This is a genomic window from Enterobacter sp. BIGb0383, assembly GCF_003751845.1.
Classification (GTDB): Bacteria; Pseudomonadota; Gammaproteobacteria; order Enterobacterales; family Enterobacteriaceae; genus BIGb0383.
Genome location: NZ_RJKQ01000002.1, coordinates 321,318 through 343,937 on the forward strand (window position 1 = coordinate 321,318; position 22,620 = coordinate 343,937).

Annotated in this window: 19 protein-coding genes and 6 tRNA genes; 19 read left to right on the forward strand and 6 right to left on the reverse strand. The window is 56.1% G+C overall.

Annotated elements, in window-relative coordinates:
* The first annotated feature begins 3 nt into the window (after positions 1-3).
* The 3 genes from kdpD to EDF81_RS09915 are packed head-to-tail and all read left to right on the forward strand — an operon-like array spanning position 4 to position 3,828.
* On the forward strand, positions 4-2,691 hold the full coding sequence (gene kdpD, locus EDF81_RS09905) for a two-component system sensor histidine kinase KdpD (RefSeq protein ID WP_123347980.1): 2,688 nt from the start codon (positions 4-6) through the stop codon (positions 2,689-2,691).
* Positions 2,688-3,365: a two-component system response regulator KdpE gene (kdpE, locus tag EDF81_RS09910; RefSeq protein ID WP_123347981.1), complete on the forward strand. Its 678-nt coding sequence runs from the start codon at positions 2,688-2,690 to the stop codon at positions 3,363-3,365. Before kdpD ends, kdpE begins: the two co-directional genes overlap by 4 nt.
* A 34-nt stretch (positions 3,366-3,399) precedes the next feature.
* Positions 3,400-3,828, forward strand: coding sequence for an EamA family transporter (locus EDF81_RS09915; protein ID WP_123347982.1), 429 nt, complete (start codon positions 3,400-3,402; stop codon positions 3,826-3,828).
* 36 nt (positions 3,829-3,864) lie between these two features.
* On the opposite strand, the gene pgm is transcribed toward EDF81_RS09915, so the two are convergent.
* Entirely contained in the window at positions 3,865-5,505 is a 1,641-nt protein-coding gene (gene pgm / locus EDF81_RS09920; protein WP_123347983.1) for a phosphoglucomutase (alpha-D-glucose-1,6-bisphosphate-dependent), read from the reverse strand.
* A 23-nt stretch (positions 5,506-5,528) separates the two neighbouring features.
* Positions 5,529-6,080 carry a replication initiation negative regulator SeqA gene (gene seqA, locus EDF81_RS09925; protein ID WP_123347984.1) on the reverse strand — a complete coding sequence of 184 codons (552 nt, stop codon included), beginning with the start codon at positions 6,078-6,080 and terminating at the stop codon, positions 5,529-5,531.
* A gap of 183 nt (positions 6,081-6,263) precedes the next feature.
* Here seqA and ybfF point away from each other — a divergent pair, with 183 nt between their 5' ends.
* The 4 genes from ybfF (at position 6,264) to fur (ending at position 8,883) form a co-directional block, all read left to right on the forward strand.
* Positions 6,264-7,037 carry an esterase gene (gene ybfF / locus EDF81_RS09930; RefSeq protein ID WP_123347985.1) on the forward strand — a complete coding sequence of 258 codons (774 nt, stop codon included), beginning with the start codon at positions 6,264-6,266 and terminating at the stop codon, positions 7,035-7,037.
* Between the two features lie 130 nt (positions 7,038-7,167).
* Positions 7,168-7,452: a LexA regulated protein gene (gene ybfE / locus EDF81_RS09935; protein ID WP_123347986.1), complete on the forward strand. Its 285-nt coding sequence runs from the start codon at positions 7,168-7,170 to the stop codon at positions 7,450-7,452.
* Positions 7,453-7,611: 159 nt separating this feature from the next.
* Positions 7,612-8,142, forward strand: coding sequence for a flavodoxin FldA (fldA, locus tag EDF81_RS09940; RefSeq protein ID WP_123347987.1), 531 nt, complete (start codon positions 7,612-7,614; stop codon positions 8,140-8,142).
* Positions 8,143-8,436: 294 nt separating this feature from the next.
* Positions 8,437-8,883 (forward strand): ferric iron uptake transcriptional regulator, encoded by a 447-nt coding sequence (gene fur / locus EDF81_RS09945; protein ID WP_123347988.1) that lies wholly within the window; start codon positions 8,437-8,439, stop codon positions 8,881-8,883.
* A 110-nt stretch (positions 8,884-8,993) separates the two neighbouring features.
* Here fur and chiP read toward each other — a convergent pair whose 3' ends face one another.
* The 3 genes from chiP to nagE all read right to left on the reverse strand — a co-directional run bounded on the left by chiP (position 8,994) and on the right by nagE (position 14,674).
* The gene (chiP, locus tag EDF81_RS09950; RefSeq protein WP_123347989.1) at positions 8,994-10,391 is read right to left on the reverse strand and encodes a chitoporin ChiP; all 1,398 of its coding nucleotides are present in this window, start codon (positions 10,389-10,391) and stop codon (positions 8,994-8,996) included.
* Between the two features lie 398 nt (positions 10,392-10,789).
* The gene (gene glnS, locus EDF81_RS09960) at positions 10,790-12,457 is read right to left on the reverse strand and encodes a glutamine--tRNA ligase (RefSeq protein WP_123347991.1); all 1,668 of its coding nucleotides are present in this window, start codon (positions 12,455-12,457) and stop codon (positions 10,790-10,792) included.
* Positions 12,458-12,646: 189 nt separating this feature from the next.
* Positions 12,647-14,674: an N-acetylglucosamine-specific PTS transporter subunit IIBC gene (nagE, locus tag EDF81_RS09965; RefSeq protein WP_123347992.1), complete on the reverse strand. Its 2,028-nt coding sequence runs from the start codon at positions 14,672-14,674 to the stop codon at positions 12,647-12,649.
* 390 nt (positions 14,675-15,064) lie between these two features.
* On the opposite strand from nagE, the gene nagB reads away from it, so the two are divergent.
* From nagB to asnB, 5 genes are all read left to right on the forward strand, one after another.
* Positions 15,065-15,865 (forward strand): glucosamine-6-phosphate deaminase, encoded by an 801-nt coding sequence (nagB, locus tag EDF81_RS09970; RefSeq protein ID WP_123347993.1) that lies wholly within the window; start codon positions 15,065-15,067, stop codon positions 15,863-15,865.
* A gap of 59 nt (positions 15,866-15,924) precedes the next feature.
* Complete coding sequence (gene nagA, locus EDF81_RS09975) at positions 15,925-17,073, forward strand: N-acetylglucosamine-6-phosphate deacetylase (RefSeq protein ID WP_123347994.1); 1,149 nt, start codon at positions 15,925-15,927, stop codon at positions 17,071-17,073.
* A 6-nt stretch (positions 17,074-17,079) separates the two neighbouring features.
* Positions 17,080-18,300, forward strand: a complete 1,221-nt coding sequence (locus EDF81_RS09980; protein ID WP_123347995.1) for an N-acetylglucosamine repressor — start codon at positions 17,080-17,082, stop codon at positions 18,298-18,300.
* A gap of 31 nt (positions 18,301-18,331) precedes the next feature.
* Positions 18,332-19,084 carry a ribonucleotide monophosphatase NagD gene (gene nagD / locus EDF81_RS09985; RefSeq protein WP_123347996.1) on the forward strand — a complete coding sequence of 251 codons (753 nt, stop codon included), beginning with the start codon at positions 18,332-18,334 and terminating at the stop codon, positions 19,082-19,084.
* Between the two features lie 256 nt (positions 19,085-19,340).
* Positions 19,341-21,005 carry an asparagine synthase B gene (gene asnB / locus EDF81_RS09990; protein ID WP_123347997.1) on the forward strand — a complete coding sequence of 555 codons (1,665 nt, stop codon included), beginning with the start codon at positions 19,341-19,343 and terminating at the stop codon, positions 21,003-21,005.
* Here the strand turns inward: asnB and EDF81_RS23925 are convergent.
* Positions 20,996-21,187 carry a hypothetical protein gene (locus EDF81_RS23925; RefSeq protein WP_148049921.1) on the reverse strand — a complete coding sequence of 64 codons (192 nt, stop codon included), beginning with the start codon at positions 21,185-21,187 and terminating at the stop codon, positions 20,996-20,998. The genes asnB and EDF81_RS23925 overlap by 10 nt on opposite strands.
* A 42-nt stretch (positions 21,188-21,229) precedes the next feature.
* Between EDF81_RS23925 and EDF81_RS09995 the strand changes: the two genes are divergently transcribed.
* From EDF81_RS09995 to EDF81_RS10025, 7 genes are all read left to right on the forward strand, one after another.
* Positions 21,230-21,306: transfer RNA gene (locus EDF81_RS09995), tRNA-Met, on the forward strand.
* A gap of 9 nt (positions 21,307-21,315) precedes the next feature.
* A tRNA-Leu gene (locus EDF81_RS10000) sits at positions 21,316-21,400 on the forward strand.
* 22 nt (positions 21,401-21,422) lie between these two features.
* Positions 21,423-21,497: transfer RNA gene (locus EDF81_RS10005), tRNA-Gln, on the forward strand.
* A gap of 56 nt (positions 21,498-21,553) precedes the next feature.
* Positions 21,554-21,630: transfer RNA gene (locus EDF81_RS10010), tRNA-Met, on the forward strand.
* A 42-nt stretch (positions 21,631-21,672) separates the two neighbouring features.
* A tRNA-Gln gene (locus EDF81_RS10015) sits at positions 21,673-21,747 on the forward strand.
* A gap of 75 nt (positions 21,748-21,822) precedes the next feature.
* Positions 21,823-21,897, forward strand: a tRNA-Gln gene (locus EDF81_RS10020).
* Between the two features lie 108 nt (positions 21,898-22,005).
* Positions 22,006-22,599 carry a hypothetical protein gene (locus EDF81_RS10025; protein WP_123347998.1) on the forward strand — a complete coding sequence of 198 codons (594 nt, stop codon included), beginning with the start codon at positions 22,006-22,008 and terminating at the stop codon, positions 22,597-22,599.
* Positions 22,600-22,620 lie beyond the last annotated feature (21 nt).

Here is a 22,620-nt window from a genome sequence, read left to right on the forward strand (position 1 = left end):
GCCATGACTGACGAGCCTCTGCGCCCGGACCCTGACCGCCTGCTGGAGCAAACCGCCCAGCCGCATCGCGGCAGGCTGAAGGTTTTTTTTGGCGCCTGCGCAGGCGTCGGGAAAACCTACGCCATGCTGGCCGAAGCGCAGCGGCTCCGGGCGCAGGGGCTGGATATTCTGATCGGTGTCGTAGAGACCCACGGCCGTAAGGAGACGGCCGCCTTGCAAAACGGGCTGGCAACCCAGCCCCTTAAAGCCGTCGCCCATCGCGGGCGAACCCTGATGGAATTTGACCTCGACGCCGCCCTTGCGCGGCGTCCGGCGTTGATACTGATGGACGAACTGGCCCACAGTAACGCGCCGGGTTCGCGCCATCCAAAGCGCTGGCAGGATGTGGACGAGCTGCTGGAAGCCGGAATCGATGTCTTTACCACCGTTAACGTTCAGCATCTGGAAAGCCTGAACGACGTGGTCAGCGGGGTTACCGGTATCCAGGTACGCGAAACCGTACCGGACCCGTTTTTTGATGTCGCCGATGAAGTGGTGCTGGTGGATCTTCCCCCGGATGATCTTCGCCAGCGCCTCAACGAGGGCAAGGTTTATATCGGCGGCCAGGCCGAGCGCGCTATCGAACACTTCTTCCGTAAAGGTAACCTGATCGCCCTGCGCGAGCTGGCCCTGCGACGCACCGCCGACCGGGTTGACGATCAGATGCGCGCCTGGCGCGATACGCAGGGCCAGGACAAGGTCTGGCACACACGCGACGCCATTTTGCTCTGTATCGGCCACCAGACCGGCAGCGAAAAACTGGTCCGCTCCGCCGCCCGTCTGGCGGCCCGGCTCGGCAGCGCCTGGCACGCGGTCTATGTGGAAACCCCTTCCCTGCACCGTCTGCCGGAACGCCAGCGTCGGGCGATCCTCAGCGCGCTGCGGCTGGCCCAGGAGCTGGGGGCGGAAACCGCCACCCTGGCCGACACGGAAGAGGAAAAAGCCGTGGTGCGCTACGCCCGCGAGCATAACCTCGGCAAAATTATGCTCGGTCGTCAGAACCGTCGTCGCTGGTGGAGCGGAGAGAGTTTCTCCGACCGTCTGGCCCGCCGGGCACCGGATCTCGATCTGGTGATCGTCGCCCTTGAGGATAAACCCGCGCCTCTGCCGGTGAAAAATGCCGATAACCGCCCGCTAATGGACAAATGGCGGGTCCAGATCCACGGCTGTCTGGTGGCGCTGGGCCTGTGTACTCTGATAACCCTGGTGGCAATGCAGTGGCTGACCGCCTTCGACGCCGCGAACCTGGTGATGATCTACCTGCTGGGCGTGGTGATCGTTGCCCTGCTGTATGGCCGCTGGCCCTCGGTGCTGGCAACCGTCAGTAACGTGGTCAGCTTTGACCTCTTCTTTATTGCTCCTCGCGGCACTCTGGCCGTGTCCGACGTCCAGTATCTGCTGACCTTCGCGGTGATGCTGACCGTCGGCCTGACCATCGGCAATCTGACCGCTGGGGTGCGCTATCAGGCGCGGGTCGCGCGCTATCGGGAGCAGCGGACCCGGCATCTGTATGAAATGTCGAAGGCGCTGGCGGTGGGGCGCAGCGAATCCGATATCGCCGCCACCAGCGAGCAGTTTATTCAGTCCACCTTCCACGCCCGCAGTAAAATTCTGCTGCCGGATGACAATGGTCGACCGGTACCCGTTACGCCAGGCCAGGGCATCACGCCCTGGGATGATGCCATCGCCCGCTGGAGCTTTGACAAGGGCCAGCCCGCAGGCGCAGGCACCGATACCCTGCCCGGCGTGCCCTATCAGATCCTGCCCCTGAAAAGCGCCAGCCACGTCTGGGGGCTGGTAGTGATTGAGCCGGGCAACCTGCGCCAACTGATGATCCCTGAGCAGCAGCGCCTGCTGGAAACCTTTACCCTGCTGGTCGCCAGCGCCCTGGAGCGTCTGGCGCTGACCAGCCGCGAGCAGCAGGCAAGGCTCTCCAGCGAGCGGGAAAGTATTCGCAACGCTCTGCTGGCGGCGCTCTCTCACGATCTCCGCACGCCTCTGACGGTACTGTTTGGTCAGGCGGAGATCCTGACGCTCGACCTGGCCAGCGAAGGCTCAAAACACGCTCCGCAGGCCAATGAGATCCGCCAGCACGTACTTAACACGACCCGACTGGTCAATAATCTACTGGATATGGCGCGTATTCAGTCCGGCGGCTTTAATCTGAAGAAAGAGTGGCTGACCCTGGAAGAGGTGATCGGCAGCGCTCTGCGTACGATGGATCCGGGTCTGGGCGGTCGGCATATCACCCTCTCCCTGCCCGATCCTTTAATGCTGGTGCAGGTGGACGGCCCGCTGTTTGAGCGGGTACTGATTAACCTGCTGGAAAATGCCCTCAAGTATGCCGGTTACCAGGCAACCATTGGTATCCGCGCCCGTCATGAAGAGCAGCATCTCGTGCTGGAGGTGTGGGATAGCGGTCCGGGCATTCCACCGGGCCAGGAGCGGGCGATTTTTGCCAAATTCGCCCGGGGTAATAAAGAGTCGGCCATTCCCGGCGTGGGTCTGGGTCTGGCCATCTGTCAGGCGATTGTCGAGGTGCACGGCGGTACCATTTCCGCCGCCAATCGCCCGGAAGGCGGCGCCAGCTTCCGTGTTACACTGCCGATAGAGTCGCCCCCGCAACTGGATGAATTAGCCGAGGAACTGTGACCAACGTTCTGATTGTTGAAGATGAACAGGCCATCCGCCGCTTTCTGCGCACCGCGCTGGAAGCCGATGGCCTGCGCGTATATGACGCGGATACCCTGCAACGCGGCCTGCTGGAAGCCGCCACCCGCAAACCGGACCTGGTGATCCTCGACCTCGGTCTTCCGGACGGGGACGGCATCGATTTTATCCGCGATCTGCGCCAGTGGAGCCAGGTCCCGGTGATCGTGCTTTCCGCCCGCACGGAAGAGCACGACAAAATCGCCGCCCTCGACGCCGGCGCCGATGACTACCTCAGTAAGCCGTTCGGCATCGGTGAACTGCAGGCGCGGCTGCGCGTCGCCCTGCGCCGCCACGCCGCCGGAAGCGCCAGCGAGCCGGTTATCCACTTTGGCGAAACCCAGGTCGACCTCTCTACCCGCCGTATTCAGCGCGGCACAGAAGAAATCCACCTGACGCCTATCGAATTCCGTCTGCTGGCGGTACTGCTCAATAATCCCGGTAAGGTACTGACCCAGCGCCAGCTGTTAAGCCAGGTCTGGGGGCCGAACGCCGTCGAACATAGCCACTATCTGCGCATCTATATGGGCCATCTGCGCCAGAAGCTGGAACAGGACCCTGCCCGTCCCCGCCATTTACTGACTGAAACAGGAATCGGCTACCGCTTTATGCTCTGAGGGTGTAGCCTCCTGGCACACAAGGAGAAAACCTATGAGTATCTGGCTCGTTTATGCCCTGCTGTCAGCGGTCACCGCTTCGCTGGTCGCCATTTTCGGCAAAATCGGTTTACAACATCTGGACGCCAATACCGCGACCGCAATTCGCGCCGTGGTGATGGCGCTCTTTCTGGTGGGCGTGGTGGTGGTACAGGGGAAACTCTCTCTGATCTCCACGATTCTGGCGGATAAAAAAGCGCTGGCCTTTATTGTGCTGAGCGGCGTCGCCGGGGCGCTGTCGTGGCTGTTCTATTTTATGGCCATCAAAACCGGGGACGTGTCGCGGGTCGCGCCTATCGACAAACTGAGCGTGGTCTTTGCCGTGCTGCTGGCGGTCGTGCTGTTCGGGGAGAAAGTATCGCTGATATCGGGACTTGGTGTGGCGCTGATCACCGCCGGTGCGCTGATGGTCGCGCTGGGATAAAAAAAACGCCCCCAGCGATGGAGGCGTTATTTGTTATCAGGCTTTATTCAGCACTTCGCTGACAATCTCCACCGCTTCTTTTTCAATCAGCTTCCGGTGTTCTTCACCGAGGAAGCTTTCGCAGTAAATTTTGTAGGCGTCTTCGGTACCCGACGGACGCGCTGCAAACCAGCCGTTTTCCGTCATCACCTTCAGACCGCCAATCGACGCGCCGTTACCCGGTGCGGCCGTCAGACGTGCGGTAATCGGATCGCCGGCCAGGGTGCTGGCGCTCACCATTTCCGGAGAGAGCTTAGACAGCGCCGCTTTTTGCGCTGAAGTGGCTCCCGCCTGCAGGCGGTTATAGCTCGGCGCGCCGAAGCGGGCAGCCAGTTCGTCATAGTGCTGCTGCGGGTTTTTACCGGTGACGGCGGTGATTTCCGCCGCCAGCAGACACATGATGATCCCGTCTTTATCGGTGGACCACGGCGTACCGTCGAAGCGCAGGAAGGATGCACCCGCGCTCTCTTCGCCGCCAAAGCCGAAGCTGCCGTCGAACAGGCCGTCAACGAACCATTTAAAGCCGACCGGCACTTCCACCAGCTTACGGCCCAGGTCGTTTACGACACGGTCAATCATCGCCGAGGAGACGAGGGTTTTGCCAACGGCAACCTCTTTGCCCCACTGCGGACGGTGCTGGAACAGGTAGTTGATCGCCACCGCCAGGTAGTGATTCGGGTTCATCAGACCGGCCGGGGTAACAATACCGTGACGGTCATAGTCCGGGTCGTTGGCAAAGGCCAGATCGAACTTATCGCGCAGAGCCAGCAGACCGGCCATCGCACACTCTGACGAACAGTCCATGCGGATCGCGCCGTCTTTGTCGAGGTGCATAAAGCGGAAGGTCTGATCGACCTGATCGTTAACCAGGGTCAGGTTAAGCTTGTAGTGCTCGGCAATACGTTTCCAGTACTCAATCCCGGAGCCGCCCAGCGGATCTACCCCGAGGGTCAGGCCCGCTTTCTGGATCGCCGCCATATCGACGATCTCTGCCAGCCCTTCAATAAACGGCTGAACCAGATCCTGCTCTTTCACGTGACCTGAAGCCATTGCGGCATCCAGCGACAGACGTTTCACGCCTTTCAGGCCGTCGGCCAGCAGCGCGTTAGCGCGGTCTTCCACCACTTTGGTGACGTTGGTATCTGCCGGACCACCGTTAGGCGGGTTGTATTTAATACCGCCATCTTCCGGCGGGTTGTGCGACGGGGTGATCACAATACCGTCCGCCAGCGCGCCGCCGCGTTTGTTATGCACCAGGATAGCGTTAGAGACTGCCGGCGTCGGGGTGAAGCCGTTATCTTCCTGCACGATAACGTCAACGCCGTTGGCGGCCAGCACTTCCAGCACCGAAATAAATGCCGGTTCGGAAAGCGCATGGGTGTCTTTGCCCACGTAGCACGGACCGGTCACGCCGTTTTTGGCGCGCTCTTCCGCGATAGCCTGGGCAATCGCCAGGATATGCGGTTCGTTAAAGCTATGACGACCGGCGCTGCCGCGGTGGCCGGAGGTGCCGAACTTAACGGCGTGCTCCGCATTACCCGCCTGCGGTTTGAGGACGTAATATTGTGCCGTCAGCTGGGCGACGTTGATCAAATCACTCTGCTGTGCAGGCTGCCCCGCACGGTTGTGGATTGCCATTGCCTGGTCCTTTTAATGCAAGGTTAAATTGTGCCGCAAACCTTTTCGGTCAGCTCCGCCGGGAACTGCATCGACTGCATGATATGTTCAATCATGCCGCGCTTGCGGTCGGTATTGGTGTTGGTGATGACCCAGTACGGCGTGCCGGAAACGTGCTTCGGCTTGGTGGTGCTGCCGTTTTTCAGCAGGGTCTGCTCATCAGAAGCGAAATAGACGCGAGTACGCCCGTGCAGCGACTCGGTGGCGTCGGTGAAGGCTTTGCCGTCGAGGGTATACAGCGTGGTCAGCACCAGCATAAAGCGGTTAACCGCTTTTTTCTGCTCGGCGTACTCGTCGGAAAGCAGAAGCTCACGCACCGCGCGAACGTTATCTTTAACCGGACTCGCCGCTTTGATCGGGGCGACGACAGCAGCGGTAGCAGGCTGCGCGGCCTTAACAACCTGAGGCGTAGCGCTCTGTGTTGCAGGGGAAAACTTCAGCATACGCCGTAAAATGTCGGATGCGCTTTCGCCAATGTGCCGGGTATGGCTGGCAATATAGCTATAAAGCTCGTCATCAACTTCGATTGTTTTCATCTTAATCCAGTACGGTGTCTTATCTGAATACAAGTCGTTGAGATTATAGGGTGAAATCTCAACAGCGGATAGCGTCAAACCAGGATGGCAACAAAACTCGGAATAGTTCCGGGTCTTGCAGCCGGGCGGCAGAATGGTCACCATAATAACCTAACCCGACGAAGCGAAAAAAAGAACTTTGCTATGAAATTGAATACCCGCGTGCAATCTGCACAAAACCCGCACAATAATTCTCCCATCGTGCTGGTCCACGGTCTGTTCGGCAGCCTCGACAACCTGGGCGTGCTGGCCCGCGATCTGATCGCCGATCGTCAGGTGGTGCAGGTTGATATGCGCAACCACGGCCAGTCCCCACGCTCGATGGAGATGACCTACGCCGCGATGGCCCAGGATCTGCTGGATACCCTCGATGCGGAGCAGATTGAGAAAGCGACCTTTATCGGGCATTCAATGGGCGGCAAAGCGGTGATGGCGCTGACCGCGCTGGCGCCGGAACGCATCGACCAGTTGGTAGCGATTGATATTGCGCCGGTCGCCTACGGCGTTCGTCGCCATGACGAGATTTTCGCCGCGATTAACGCCGTCAGCGCCTCCACCAGCAGCACCCGCTCGCAGGCGGCGGCGGTAATGCGTGAAACCCTGGATGAAGAAGGGGTGATCCAGTTTCTGCTCAAATCCTTCGTCGACGGCGAATGGCGCTTTAACGTGCCGGTTCTCTGGGACCAGTATGAGCATATCGTGGGCTGGGAGCCGATCACGGCCTGGGATAAGCCTGCCCTGTTTATTCCCGGTGGCAACTCTCCTTATGTTTCTGAAGCGTATCGCGACACGCTGCTGGCGCAGTTCCCGCAGGCGCGGGCGCACGTCATTGCCGGTGCCGGTCACTGGGTGCACGCGGAAAAGCCTGAAGCGGTGCTGCGCGCTATCCGTCGCTACCTCAACGAAACCGCTCAGTGATTAAAAAGCCAGCGACCGCACGGCATAATGCCCGCGGTCGTTGGCGATCCCCCTGCCCTGATGTATGATGGCGCGCTACCTGTCCGGGCAATGAACCCGGCTGCTTGTTTCCCCCAAGTCACTCTGAATCATGGCAAAAGAACAAACTGACCGTACGACAATAGATCTGTTCGCGAATGACCGTCGTCCGGGAAGACCCAAGACCAACCCTCTTTCGCGTGATGAACAGCTGCGCATTAATAAGCGTAACCAGCTGAAGCGCGACCGTGCCTGCGGTCTGAAGCGCGTTGAGCTCAAGCTCAATGCTCAGGCGGTTGACGCGCTGAACGAACTGGCTGATGCCCGCAATATGAGCCGTAGCGAGCTGATTGAAGAGATACTGATGAATCAGCTGCAGGCGCTGCACGACCGTTAACGCGTCGGAAAAACCGCCATTTATCCCATTTGATGTAGCGAAGAGTGCAGTACGGCGTGATTGCTGTTTCCGCGCCCTTCCCTGTTCTGCTATGATTGCTCGTATCCGTGGGCAATGCGCCACCACCATATCAATAAGTATCAAGAGGTTATTTAACTCATGGCAATCATTGGCATCTTCTTCGGCAGCGATACCGGTAACACCGAAAATATCGCGAAAATGATTCAAAAACAGCTCGGCAAAGACGTAGCTGACGTTCATGACATTGCCAAAAGCAGCAAAGAAGATCTGGCGGGTTACGATATCCTGCTGCTCGGCATCCCGACCTGGTACTACGGCGAAGCCCAGTGCGACTGGGATGATTTCTTCCCGACGCTGGAAGAAGTCGACTTCAACGGCAAGCTGGTTGCGCTGTTCGGCTGCGGTGACCAGGAAGACTACGCGGAATACTTCTGCGACGCGCTGGGCACCATCCGCGATATTATCGAACCGCGTGGTGCCGCCATCGTGGGCCACTGGCCAACCGCGGGCTACCATTTTGAAGCCTCTAAAGGCCTGGCCGATGACGACCACTTTGTGGGTCTGGCCATTGATGAAGACCGTCAGCCAGAGCTGACCGCAGAGCGCGTGGAAAAATGGGTCAACCAGATCTCCGCCGAGCTGAACCTGAGCGATATCATTAACGCCTGATTTAATAACGGTGTGGCATTATTGCTACACCGTATTAATAGATAAAAGCAATCAAAATAATCGCTACAAATTTTTAACTTTTGGGCACATCCCTGTACAATGTCCTCTGTTTTTACGAGGTAACATTTTCCCGCTTTGCTGGCGGTACCTCGTTTTTAAAAGCATACTCTGCTTCAGACTTGTAGTTTTCATTTAGACATGGCAGTTCTATAATGAGACGCATTATCTTGAATGCATACTCTGTAATACTTCCGCTTAAGGAAGTGAATCGTTTAGCAACAGGACAGACTCCGCATGACTGACAACAATACCGCATTAAAGAAGGCCGGCCTGAAAGTCACGCTTCCTCGATTAAAGATCCTGGAAGTGCTTCAGGAGCCTGACAACCATCACGTCAGTGCGGAAGATTTATACAAACGCCTGATCGACATGGGCGAAGAGATTGGTCTGGCGACCGTCTATCGCGTGCTCAACCAGTTTGACGATGCCGGGATTGTTACCCGTCATAATTTCGAAGGCGGCAAATCCGTTTTCGAACTGACTCAGCAGCATCATCACGATCACCTGATCTGCCTCGACTGCGGCAAGGTTATCGAGTTCAGCGATGATTCTATCGAAGTTCGCCAGCGCGAAATCGCCGTCAAGCACGGTATTCGTCTGACTAACCACAGCCTCTATCTTTACGGTCACTGCGCGGAAGGCGACTGCCGGGAAGACGATAAGGCTCACGAGCCGAAGTAAGCGGTTCTGGCACACCAGAAGCCAACCTGACGGTTGGCTTTTTTATGCCTGTCGAACAACGAAAAGACCCGCCGAAGCGGGTCTTTTTTTGTCTGTTCAAACCCTGGCGATTAGAAAATGGTGAAAGGTGCGATGACCATAAACTTCACGTCGCGCTCATCCTGGAAGATGTTGCCGTAGCCGCCGCTCCAGCTTGGGATGTCGGAATGGTTATCATACTGGGTAAAGTGCAGCTTAAACTGTGTCCCTTTGGCCCGGCCATCCTGCACGGTATAGCGGGCATCGAGGCTGTAAGCCGACTCTTTCAGGCGGTAATCCGCGTTGTACCACGCGTCCGGCGTCGCCATCCGGCCTGGTTTCGCGTCCCAGGCATAAACGTAGGATGCCCCCACGGCCCAGCCGGCCAGATCCCAGTTCGCCAGGTCGTACATCGCGCCCGCGAACACCGCTTTTTCGCCGTTGGCGTTAAAGTCAGAGCGGTTGTCCCACCAGATATCCAGTCGACCATTCGACGAGGCGTAGGTTGGCGTCATGCGCTGGAGGAAGTAGCCCTGCTGCCCGTCGGCCTTCACCCATGTCCCTTCGAGACGCAGATCCACCTGACCAACCTTGTAGCCGAAGGTGAGCGCCTGCAGCCAGGCGGTGCCGTCATAAATATCGTTGACGCCGCCGCTGACTTTGTCACGGCTGCCGTAGAACTGATAGCTGGTCGAAAGCGGGCTACCGGCAATATCGAAGCTGTAGCTGGCTTTGGCGAAATACTGGTCAATATAGCCTTCCGCCTGCCCAAAAGCCGCCTCCAGGATCAGGTCATTTTTAAAGTCGTATTTTGCCCCCAGCGAGTGGAGATACTCCACTTTGGTCTTTTTATCGTTCCGGTAAAACTTATCCGTTTCCAGATGCCACGGCGCTTTATATTCGTTGGTCCACATATAGCTGACGCTCAGCGCACCCGCATCGGCGTAGTCGAAGTTGGCCCCGGCTTCAGCCCCCTGATAGGTACCAGGCATAAAGCTCCAGTGTGGTGCCAGCAGGGTTTGCCCGGTCGGCTGGAGATAACCGGCGCGCGCCCAGACCGGACCAAGCTTAAATTTTGCCGCAGCTTTATAGAGGCTGATACCGCTCTTATCCCCGCTGTAGTCTTCGTCGTAGGTGCGGTTTTTTGCCGAGAAGGCAATTTCATTCGGATGCCCGCTGTCGCCGTTTTCCGCCATTTCGATGGCGGTAAAGGCGGCAATATCCAGCCCGAACATATCGGCTACATAGCCGGACTGAAAATCGAGGTTGGCGTTCCAGGTAGAGTGGGCAAGGTTGGTTTTGTATTTATTTCCATCGAGTAAATCTTTGCGGTCACGCTCGCGCTGCCAGTAATAGATACCGCCGGTCAGGGTAGAATCATCAATAAAACCATCGGCATGGGCCTGGGGTGCCACAGCCAGCCCGGAAAGTGCGGTGACGCCTGCAATAGCCAGCGCCAGCGTACTACGTTTACGATTAAACGTACGCATGAGTTAATCCTCTTTGACATTCAAAACGCCGCCCGCAAGGCAGACAGCAATAAAAATACGCAATAAGAAAACGATAAACCGACGGTGAAAATGCCCTCGCTTATCGTCTATAAGACTATTTTTCGCGACGCGAATTATCAATGCTTTTTCGTCGCCAGAATGCAGGACTATGACCGACTGCACATATTTCATCGCATTTGGTAACAATTCTCAAAACGCGCTGTAATAAGCATAAAAACAGTGAATTATGGCTATATCACGGAGAAGGGAAACGGGATGAAAATTTAAGTCTGGTGATATTAATTCGCATTGCGAATATATCTTTGAAGTAACCCGCTGAGCGTAAAGCAAAAAAAAACGCCGCAATATGCGGCGTTCAGGAGGCGGGAACGACGATCTTATTCGCCGATCTTCGCCCAGGTATCACGCAGGCCCACGGTGCGGTTAAAGACGCGCTTCTCAGCGCTGCTGTAGCGGCCGTCGAGGCAGAAGTAACCTTCACGCTCGAACTGGTACGCTTTGCCCTCTTCCGCGTTCTGCAGACCCGGCTCCGCAAAGCCCTGTTTGATCACCAGCGAGTCCGGGTTAAGGGTGGCGAGGAAGTCCTCTGCCGCGCCCGGATTAGCGATGCTGAACAGACGATCGTAGAGACGAATCTCAACCGGCAGCGCGTGCGCCGCGCTGACCCAGTGGATCACGCCTTTGACCTTGCGGCCGTCAGCAGGATCTTTGCTCAGGGTTTCAGCATCGTAGCTGCAGAAAATGGTGGTGATGGTGCCCGCGTCGTCTTTCTCAACGCGCTCAGCTTTGATGACGTAGGCATTACGCAGGCGAACTTCTTTACCCATTACCAGACGCTTGTACTGCTTGTTGGCTTCTTCGCGGAAGTCGGCGCGGTCGATCCAGATTTCTGCGCTGAACGGCACCTCACGGCTGCCCATTTCCGGCTTATTCGGATGGTTAGGCATGGTGACAATTTCGCTTTCACCCTGCGGGTAGTTTTCGATAACCAGCTTAACCGGATCGATAACCGCCATCGCACGCGGGGCGTTTTCGTTCAGATCTTCACGAATGCAGGATTCCAGGGACGCCATCTCGATGGTGTTGTCCTGTTTGGTCACGCCGATACGTTTGCAGAACTCGCGAATAGACGCCGCGGTGTAGCCACGACGACGCAGACCGGAAATGGTCGGCATACGCGGGTCATCCCAGCCCTCAACGATTTTGTCGGTGACCAGCAGGTTCAGCTTACGCTTGGACATCACCGCATATTCGAGGTTAAGACGTGAGAACTCATACTGGCGCGGGTGCACCGGTATGGTGATGTTATCCAGCACCCAGTCGTACAGACGACGGTTGTCCTGGAACTCCAGGGTACAGAGCGAGTGGGTAATCCCTTCCAGCGCATCGGAAATGCAGTGGGTAAAGTCGTACATCGGGTAGATGCACCACTTGCTGCCGGTCTGGTGGTGATCGGCAAACTTAATGCGGTACAGCACCGGATCGCGCATCACGATAAACGGCGAGGCCATGTCGATTTTGGCACGCAGGCAGGCTTTGCCTTCTTCGAAGCCACCGGCACGCATTTTTTCGAACAGGGCCAGGTTCTCTTCCACGCTGCGATCGCGGAACGGGCTGTTTTTACCCGGCTGCGTCAGCGTGCCGCGGTATTCACGGATCTGATCCGCTGACAGCTCGTCAACGTAGGCCAGGCCTTTGTTGATCAGCTCAATCGCGTACTGATGCAGTTGATCGAAATAATTTGAGGAGTAGCGAACCTCGCCAGCCCACTGGAACCCTAACCATTGCACATCGTTTTTGATCGACTCTACGTACTCGATGTCTTCTTTCACCGGGTTGGTATCGTCAAAACGCAGATTGCACTGACCCTGATAATCCTGGGCGATACCAAAGTTCAGACAGATAGACTTGGCATGGCCGATATGCAGGTAGCCGTTCGGCTCCGGCGGAAAACGGGTGCAGATAGCGGTGTGCTTACCATTAGCCAGATCTTCATCGATGATCTGACGAATAAAGTTACTCGGGCGGGCTTCAGCCTCACTCATTGCGGGTTCCTCAAAGCGTCAACAACGTATAACGGCGTATGATCTTATAAGCAGGCTCAGGAAACAACCTTTACTTATACAATTCAGTGATGGCAGCGGGCGGGCGGTCGATTTGCCGTCAATATCACGACAAAAAAAAGCGGCGGAGGATAATCCCCCGCCGCCCTCAACAGCGTTACGCCGTTGGCCTTACTTTCCGCTGATGGTATACAGCGGCGTCTGGCCTGCAATCACCGAACCCTGAGCCTGAATCGTCAGGCCGCTGAAGTCGTCAATATTGCTGCAGACTACCGGGCTGACCATCGAACGTGCGTTGGCGTTCAGGAAGTCGAGATCCATTTCCAGAACCGGCTGACCTGCCACCACTTCCGCACCCTCTTCCACCAGGCGGGTAAAGCCCTGTCCGTTCAGCGCCACGGTATCGATGCCCATATGGACCACGATCTCCGCACCCTTTTCGGTTTCCAGGCAGAATGCATGGTTGGTGTTGAAGATTTTAACGATGGTACCGGCAGCCGGTGAAACCACCAGGCTTTCCGTCGGCTTCACCGCCACGCCGTCACCGACCGCTTTGCTGGCGAAGGCTTCATCAGGCACCTGTTCCAGGGCCACGATATCACCGGTAACGGGCGAAACCAGCGCGGCAATCACCCGCGCACCGGCATCAGCCTGCGGTTTTACCGCAGCCAGCGTCGGCTTTGCCACCGAGACCGGTGCCGCTTCGGCCGCCGGAACGTCACCCGAGGTTTTCATCGCGTTAGCAATTTTTTCCGCAACGAAGCCCACAATAATCTGCACGCTGGTTTTGTTCAGGCGAATGACGCCGGTCGCACCCAGACGTTTCGCCAGGCTTTCATTGACCAGCGCAGAGTCTTTTACGGTCAGACGCAGACGGGTAATACAGGCGTCAATGCCGGTCAGGTTGGCAGAGCCGCCGACCGCAGCAATGTACTGCCGCGCCAGCTGGGAAGTGTCCTGAGCCTGGTCGCCGCTCACGTTCACGTCCTGACCATCGGTTTCGTCCCCGGCAACGGCCAGCTCACGGCCCGGCGTCAGCAGGTTGAACTTCGTGATGGTGAAGCGGAACACCACGTAGTAGATAGCGAAGAACACCAGACCCTGCGGGATCAGCATGTACCAGTGGGTCGCCAGCGGGTTGCGGGCGGAGAAGAACATATCCACCAGCCCGGCGCTAAAGCCGAACCCGGCAATCCACTGCATGCTGGCCGCGATATAAACGGAGATACCGGTCAGGATCGCATGGATCACGTACAGCACCGGCGCCACGAACATAAAGGAGAATTCCAGCGGCTCGGTGATCCCGGTGAAGAAGGCCGCGAAGGCGCCCGCCATCATGATACCCAGCACTTTGGCTTTGTTTTCCGGACGTGCGCAGTGGTAAATCGCCAGCGCCGCACCCGGCAGACCGAACATCATGATCGGGAAGAAGCCTGCCTGATAACGACCGGTGATGCCCACAACCGCTTTACCGGCTTCGATAGACTGCGCGCCGCCGAGGAAGTTAGGGATATCGTTGATACCGGCCACGTCAAACCAGAACACGGAGTTCAGGGCATGATGCAGGCCAACCGGGATCAGCAGACGGTTGAAGAACGCGTAGACACCGGCACCGACCGAGCCCAGCTTCTGGATATGCTCACCAAAGTTCACCAGACCGCTGAAGACCACCGGCCAGACATACATCAGCACAAAGGCCACGGCGATCATCACAAAGGAGGTGAGGATCGGCACCAGACGACGGCCGCTGAAGAAGGAGAGCGCCTTCGGCAGCTCTACGCTGCTAAAGCGGTTATACAGCTCGGCAGAGATGATACCGACCAGAATACCGACGAACTGGTTTTCGATTTTACCGAACGCCGCCGGAACCTGATCGGCCGGGATTTTCTGGATCATCGCCACGGCAGCCGGTGAACAGAGCGTGGTTAAGACCAGGAAACCGACAAAGCCCGCCAGCGCGGCAGAGCCGTCTTTGTCTTTAGACATACCGTAAGCGACACCCACCGCAAACAGCACGCCCATATTGTCGATAATGGCGGAACCCGACTTGATAAAGAACGCCGCCAGTGCGCTATCGCCACCCCAACCAACAGGGTCGATCCAGTAGCCAACGCCCATCAGAATGGCGGCGGCCGGTAGTGTGGCGACCGGCACCATCAGTGCACGGCCGACCTTCTGCAGATATCCAAGAATACTCACTTTACTCCCCCTATGACCCCGTTTATACCCGTCATTCTTCACGTTGTAGATGCGTTAGCTACGCTTCCTGCAAGTTGAATTATGTGGGTTTGGCTCGTTCGAACTGCGTTTTTTATTGTGTAACAAACCTGAAAAGCATGGTGACGGTGCACCTGTTTTATCAGTGTGTGGAAAATTAATTCGCCTCGCAAATTAAAAGCGTACTTTATGTGACAATAATCACTAAATATTGTAGTTCCTTTATCCATTCTCTGGCTAAGAGCGAAAACTTATTTTATCATCCAAAAAATCAAATCGAATTGCCGCCCACCGCGCCAAAACAGGTTACGCTTATGGATATCCAGGCACGCAATTCGTAAACTTTTCTAATTTTAACTTTAGAGGTGCAGAATGAGACTGATTCCCCTGGCTACGGCTGAACAGGTTGGTAAATGGGCGGCACGCCATATCGTTAACCGTATCAACGCCTTCAAACCGACCGCAGACCGTCCTTTCCTTCTCGGTCTGCCAACCGGCGGCACACCGCTGACCGCCTATAAGGCCCTGGTTGAAATGCATAAAGCAGGCCAGGTTAGCTTCCAGAACGTCGTCACCTTTAATATGGATGAGTACGTCGGCCTGCCAAAAGAGCACCCGGAAAGCTACCACAGCTTTATGCATCGCAACTTCTTCGACCACGTGGATATTCCGGCGGCGAACATTAACCTGCTCAACGGTAATGCGCCAGATATCGACGAAGAATGCCGTCGTTATGAAGAAAAAATCCGCGCTTACGGCAAGATCCATCTGTTTATGGGCGGCGTAGGCAACGACGGTCATATCGCGTTTAACGAACCGGCTTCATCGCTTTCGTCCCGTACGCGCATTAAAACGCTGACCCACGATACCCGTATTGCCAACTCCCGCTTCTTTGACGGCGACGTCAACCAGGTCCCGAAATATGCGCTGACCGTCGGCGTCGGCACCCTGCTGGACGCAGAAGAAGTGATGATCCTGGTGTTGGGCAACGTTAAAGCTCAGGCGCTGCAGGCGGCGGTTGAAGGCAACGTGAACCATATGTGGACCATCAGCTGTCTGCAGCTGCATCCGAAGGCCGTTATGGTCTGCGATGAGCCGTCCACCATGGAACTGAAAGTGAAAACGCTTAAATACTTCAATGAATTAGAAGCGGAAAATATCAAAGGTCTGTAAAGTCGTCTTCGCCCTGCCCTCTGCCGGTGGGGCGACATTTTTTGCAATCGGGGGTCGTAATGTATGCATTAATCCATGGCCGGATTTACACCGGTCACGAAATCCTGGACGGTCACGCGCTGGTCATTTCCGGGGATCGGATCGAACGTCTTTGTCCGCTGGCCGAGCTGCCGTCGGGTATTGAACAGCGTTCACTCAAGGGCGCCATTATCTCCCCCGGTTTTATCGATGTGCAGCTCAACGGCTGCGGCGGCGTGCAGTTTAACGACAGCGCCGACGCGGTGACGATTGAGACGCTGGAAATTATGCAGCGTGCGAACGAGAAATCCGGCTGTACCAGCTATCTGCCAACCCTGATCACCACCAGCGATGCGTTAATGAAACAGGGCGTGCGCGTGATGCGCGAGTACCTGGCGAAGCATCCGCATCAGGCGCTGGGTCTGCATCTGGAAGGTCCGTGGCTGAATATTGTCAAAAAAGGCACGCATAACCCGGACTACGTGCGCCAGCCTGACGCTGAACTGGTCAATTTCCTGTGCGACAACGCCGACGTGATTACCAAAATCACCCTGGCACCGGAGATGGTTGATACCGCCGTCATTCGCCAACTGACCGACGCCGGGATTCTGGTCTCCGCTGGCCACTCCAACGCCACCCTGGCGGAAGCGAAGAAAGGCTTCCGGGCCGGGATCGGCTTTGCGACGCATCTCTATAACGCGATGCCCTATATCAGCGGGCGCGAACCGGGCCTGATCGGTGCGATCTTTGATGAGCCGGACCTTTACTGCGGGATTATCGTCGATGGCCTGCACGTCGATTACGCCAACGTGCGCAATGCTAAACGGCTCAAAGGCGATAAGCTGTGCCTGGTCACCGACGCCACCGCACCGGCGGGTGCTAATATTGAGCAGTTCATTTTTGCCGGTAAAACAATATACTACCGGAATGGACTCTGCGTGGACGAGAACGGCACCCTGAGCGGTTCGTCGCTGACGATGATCGAAGGGGTACGTAACCTGGTCGAACATTGCGGCATTGCTCTGGATGAAGCCCTGCGCATGGCCACGCTCTATCCGGCTCGCGCCATTGGCGTTGCCTCACAGCTTGGTGTTATCGCGCCGGGCCACGTGGCTAACCTGACGGCGTTCACCCCGGATTATAAGGTAATCAAGACCATCGTTAATGGTAACGAGGTCGTCACTGAGTAGGTAATTATGACATCAGGCGGACACGCGCAAATCGGTAATGTTGACCTCGTAAAACAGCTTAACGGTGCGGCTGTTTACCGCCTGATTGACCAGCACGGCCCCATTTCGCGCATTCAGATCGCCGAGCAGAGCCAGCTTGCCCCTGCCAGCGTCACCAAAATTACCCGCCAGCTGATTGAACGGGGACTGATCAAAGAAGTGGATCAGCAGGCCTCCACCGGGGGCCGCCGCGCGATTTCTATTATTACCGAAACCCGCAATTTTCATGCTATCGGCGTGCGTCTGGGACGTTACGACACGACCCTGACGCTCTACGATCTGAGCAGCAAAGTACTGGCCGAAGAGCACTACCCTCTGCCGGAGCGGACCCAGGAAACCCTGGAGCACGCGCTGCTCAATACCATCGCCACCTTTCTTGAGTCCTGCCAGCGTAAAATTCGCGAGCTGATTGCCATTTCGGTAATTCTGCCGGGTCTGGTGGATCCTGAAAGCGGCGTGATTCGCTATATGCCCCATATCCAGGTTGAAAACTGGGGACTGGTTGAGGCGCTGGAAAAACGCTTTAAGGTGACCTGCTTTGTCGGTCACGATATCCGCAGCCTGGCGCTGGCGGAGCACTATTTCGGTGCAAGCCAGGACTGTGACGACTCGATTCTGGTGCGCGTGCATCGCGGTACCGGCGCGGGGATTATCTCCAATGGCCGTATTTTTATCGGCCGCAACGGTAACGTCGGGGAAATCGGTCATATTCAGGTCGACCCGCTCGGTGAACGCTGCCACTGCGGTAACTTCGGCTGCCTGGAAACCATTGCCGCCAATGCCGCCATCGAGCAGCGCGTCCGCCATCTGCTGGGCCAGGGCTACCAGAGCCGCGTCACCCTGGACGACTGCTCCATCAAAAACATCTGTAAAGCTGCCAATAAGGGCGATGCGCTGGCCTGCGAAGTGATTGAACAGGTTGGCCGTCAGTTGGGTAAAACCATTGCCATCGCCATCAACCTGTTTAATCCGCAAAAAGTGGTGATCGCCGGTGAAATTGTGGAAGCGGAGAAAGTGCTGCTGCCCGCCATTGAAGGCTGTATTAACACCCAGGTGCTGAAGGCGTTTCGCCATAATCTGCCGGTGGTACGTTCAACCCTCGATCACCGCTCGGCTATCGGCGCCTTTGCGCTGGTGAAACGCGCCATGCTGAACGGCGTGCTGCTGCAGCATTTGCTTGAAAGTTAGTTTTCGATTCACTCTTTAAATTGGGTAGTCCATGACCATTAAGAATGTGATTTGTGATATCGACGGCGTGCTGATGCACGATAACGTCGCCGTACCGGGTGCCGCAGAGTTTCTGACGGGCATTCTGGAGAAAGGGATGCCGCTGGTACTGTTAACCAACTACCCTTCACAGACCGGGCAGGATCTGGCGAACCGCTTCGCCTCCGCCGGAATCGACGTGCCGGACAGCGTATTCTATACCTCGGCGATGGCCACCGCGGATTTCCTCAAGCGTCAGGAAGGGAAGAAAGCCTATGTGGTCGGCGAAGGTGCGCTGATCCACGAGCTGTATAAAGCCGGGTTTACCATTACCGATATCAACCCTGACTTTGTTATCGTCGGCGAAACCCGCTCCTATAACTGGGAAATGATGCACCGCGCAGCCTTCTTCGTGGCTAACGGCGCACGTTTTATCGCCACCAACCCGGATACCCACGGCCGCGGTTTTTATCCGGCCTGCGGCGCGCTCTGCGCCGGGATCGAGAAAATCTCCGGGCGCAAGCCGTTCTACGTCGGCAAGCCCAGCCCGTGGATCATCCGTGCGGCGCTCAATAAGATGCAGGCCCACTCTGAGCAGACGGTGATTGTCGGTGACAACCTGCGGACCGATATTCTGGCCGGTTTTCAGGCCGGACTGGAAACCATCCTGGTCCTCTCCGGCGTCTCACAGCTGGATGATATCGACAGCATGCCGTTCCGGCCCTCATGGATTTATCCGTCGGTGGCGGAAATCGACGTTCTGTGAAGCGCAACCACGTCCCCGGGCGTGGTTTTTCATTTCTGGCAGCCCTCTAAAAAGAGACCATCAATAAAAAGCACCAAAAATTGATAATTCATCAATAAAGCAGCGTGAATCGTAATCGTTTTTCAGCTTTCAACAATCCTCATTGCACTTTTTGTTTTTCGACCGCCAAACCGCTTGCGCCCTTCTCTCCTTTCCGGCATTTTCTTGAGAACGCACTACAACAATACAATGACAGACAGGGTTAACGGAGACGGATATGTGTTCTATTTTTGGTGTACTGGATATTAAAACCGACGCGACAGAGCTGCGTAAGAAAGCGCTGGAACTCTCCCGCCTGATGCGCCACCGCGGTCCGGACTGGTCAGGGGTTTACGCCAGCGATAAAGCGATTCTCGCCCATGAGCGTCTGTCGATTGTCGACGTCAACGCCGGCGCACAGCCGCTGTACAACGAAAAGAAAACCCACGCTCTGGCCGTCAACGGTGAAATCTACAACCATCAGGCCCTGCGCGCCGAATATGGCGACCGCTATCAGTTCCAGACCGGCTCCGACTGTGAAGTGATCCTGGCCCTGTATCAGGAGAAAGGACCGGAGTTTCTCGACGACCTGCAGGGTATGTTCGCCTTTGCCCTCTACGACAGTGAAAAAGACGCGTACCTGATTGGCCGCGACCATATCGGGATTATCCCGCTCTATATGGGTCACGATGAGCACGGCAACTTCTATGTTGCCTCCGAAATGAAAGCGCTGGTGCCGGTGTGCCGCACCATCGAAGAGTTCCCGGCGGGTAGCTACCTGTGGAGCAAAGACGGCGTGATTCGCCAGTACTATCAGCGCGACTGGTTCGACTATGACGCGGTGAAAGATAACGTCACCGATAAAGCCGAACTGAAACAGGCGCTGGAAGACGCAGTCAAGAGCCACCTGATGTCCGACGTGCCTTACGGTGTACTGCTCTCCGGCGGTCTGGACTCTTCGGTAATTTCCGCCATTACCAAGAAATTTGCCGCACGTCGTGTGGAAGATCAGGAAAAATCAGAGGCCTGGTGGCCGCAGCTGCACTCCTTCGCCGTAGGCCTGGAAGGCGCACCGGACCTGAAAGCTGCCCAGGAAGTGGCTAACCATCTGGGCACCGTGCACCATGAAATTCACTTCACCGTGCAGGAAGGCCTCGACGCCATTCGCGACGTGATTTATCACATTGAAACCTACGATGTGACCACCATTCGTGCGTCCACGCCGATGTACCTGATGTCGCGTAAAATCAAAGCGATGGGCATCAAAATGGTGCTGTCGGGCGAAGGGTCAGATGAAGTGTTCGGCGGCTATCTCTACTTCCATAAAGCGCCGGATGCCAAAGAGCTGCATGAAGAGACCGTGCGCAAGCTGCAGGCGCTGCATATGTTTGACTGCGCCCGCGCCAACAAAGCGATGTCCGCCTGGGGCGTGGAAGCCCGCGTGCCATTCCTGGATAAAAACTTCCTCGATGTGGCGATGCGTATCAACCCGCAGGATAAGATGTGCGGCAACGGCAAAATGGAAAAACACATCCTGCGTGAATGTTTCGAGTCCATGCTTCCTGCAAGCGTGGCGTGGCGTCAGAAAGAGCAGTTCTCCGACGGCGTCGGCTACAGCTGGATCGACACCCTGAAAGAGGTGGCGGCACAGCAGGTCAGCGACCAGCAGCTGGAAACCGCACGCTTCCGCTTCCAGCACAACACGCCGTCTTCTAAAGAAGCCTATCTGTACCGTGAGATCTTCGAAGAGCTGTTCCCGTTACCGAGTGCGGCAGAGTGTGTTCCTGGTGGCCCATCCGTGGCCTGTTCGTCGGCAAAAGCCATCGAATGGGACGAAGCGTTCAAAACCATGAACGATCCGTCAGGCCGCGCGGTCGGCGTTCACCAGTCCGCCTATAAATAAGTTTCTGTTATTGCTACAGGCCCTGCGGGGCCTGTTTCTTTTGCATTAAATAGCGAAATATAGACGTTAAGACGCGGATCTTTGCCGAATAATCCATCAGCCTGTTCACAAGCCAACCAAACAGTCACATTCCGGCAATTTTCGTTGAAAAAGGTATTGACGCTACAAGGCTCAATACGCATAATGCGCCCCGCAACGCCGATAAGGTAACGCAGAAAAAAGATGGCTACGTAGCTCAGCTGGTTAGAGCACATCACTCATAATGATGGGGTCACAGGTTCAAATCCCGTCGTAGCCACCATCTTTTTTTGCGGGAGTGGCGAAATTGGTAGACGCACCAGATTTAGGTTCTGGCGCCGCAAGGTGTGCGAGTTCAAGTCTCGCCTCCCGCACCATTCCCGACAAGCGTTGCACGGATGGGGTATCGCCAAGCGGTAAGGCACCGGTTTTTGATACCGGCATTCCCTGGTTCGAATCCAGGTACCCCAGCCATATTTCTGAGGCTTTTATGTCTTAAGAAATAGCTGGAAGTAAAAGCAGTACATTATGGCTACGTAGCTCAGCTGGTTAGAGCACATCACTCATAATGATGGGGTCACAGGTTCGAGTCCCGTCGTAGCCACCAAATTTAGAGAGTTGCGATTGCTGCTTTCTGAAAATGAAAAATTGGGGTATCGCCAAGTGGTAAGGCTCTGGTTTCTGATACCAGCATTCCGAGGTTCGAATCCTCGTACCCCAGCCAATTTTCAAAAAAGACGTTGTTTTTTCAACGCAATCTGCTGAGAATATCAGTAGAAAAGAAAGTAAGAGTTACAATTGGGGTATCGCCAAGTGGTAAGGCTCTGGTTTCTGATACCAGCATTCCGAGGTTCGAATCCTCGTACCCCAGCCACTTAATAGCAAAAAAGCTCGCTTCGGCGGGCTTTTTTGTTTTCTGTCGCCTCCACTCCCTGCCGGTGCTATTCTCCTTCCTCAGGAATTGTCGCCAAAGGGATTGATCATGAACTACCAGACATCCGCATTATGGTTCTATAAGCCTCTGTATCTTGTCGTGGGCAGTCTCGCCTTCGTCAGTGCTGTCTTCGGTTTTTCTGCCGTAGTGGGCTATCTGCTGCTGGCCGGACTCGTTTTTCCCGTGGTGGTGTCGATGCGTATTCATCGGCTCAATGAAGCAGGCACCGCGCTGACAATCAAAGAAAACAGCGAATGGCTGGTCTATGTGCAGGGCATCCCCGTCAGGGAGCAGCGCTCGATTCTCAAGAACCCCTGTTTCCTTAGCCCACAGCGCACCCGGCAATTTTTCCTACGCGGTTTTTTTGTCAGGCTGGCGATTCAGGCGCTCTGTCTTGTGATGCTGTACCAGCAGTTTCAGGCGCAGCCTGTCACGCCGTTTAATGCCCTTCTTGCCGGTATCAGTTTGCTTGCGCTGCTGTACGTCTTTGGCCGTAGCCTTATCGCGCTAAAACAGCTTCTGAGCGGCCAGTTCACCGCCGAGGAGATGACCACCCCGACGGGAAGCGTCTGGTATCAGGGCTATTTTGCGCACGGAAACGCACGCCATGCGGGACTGGAAGAACTGCTCTCAATACGGTGAAAAAAAACGGCGGTCATCCCG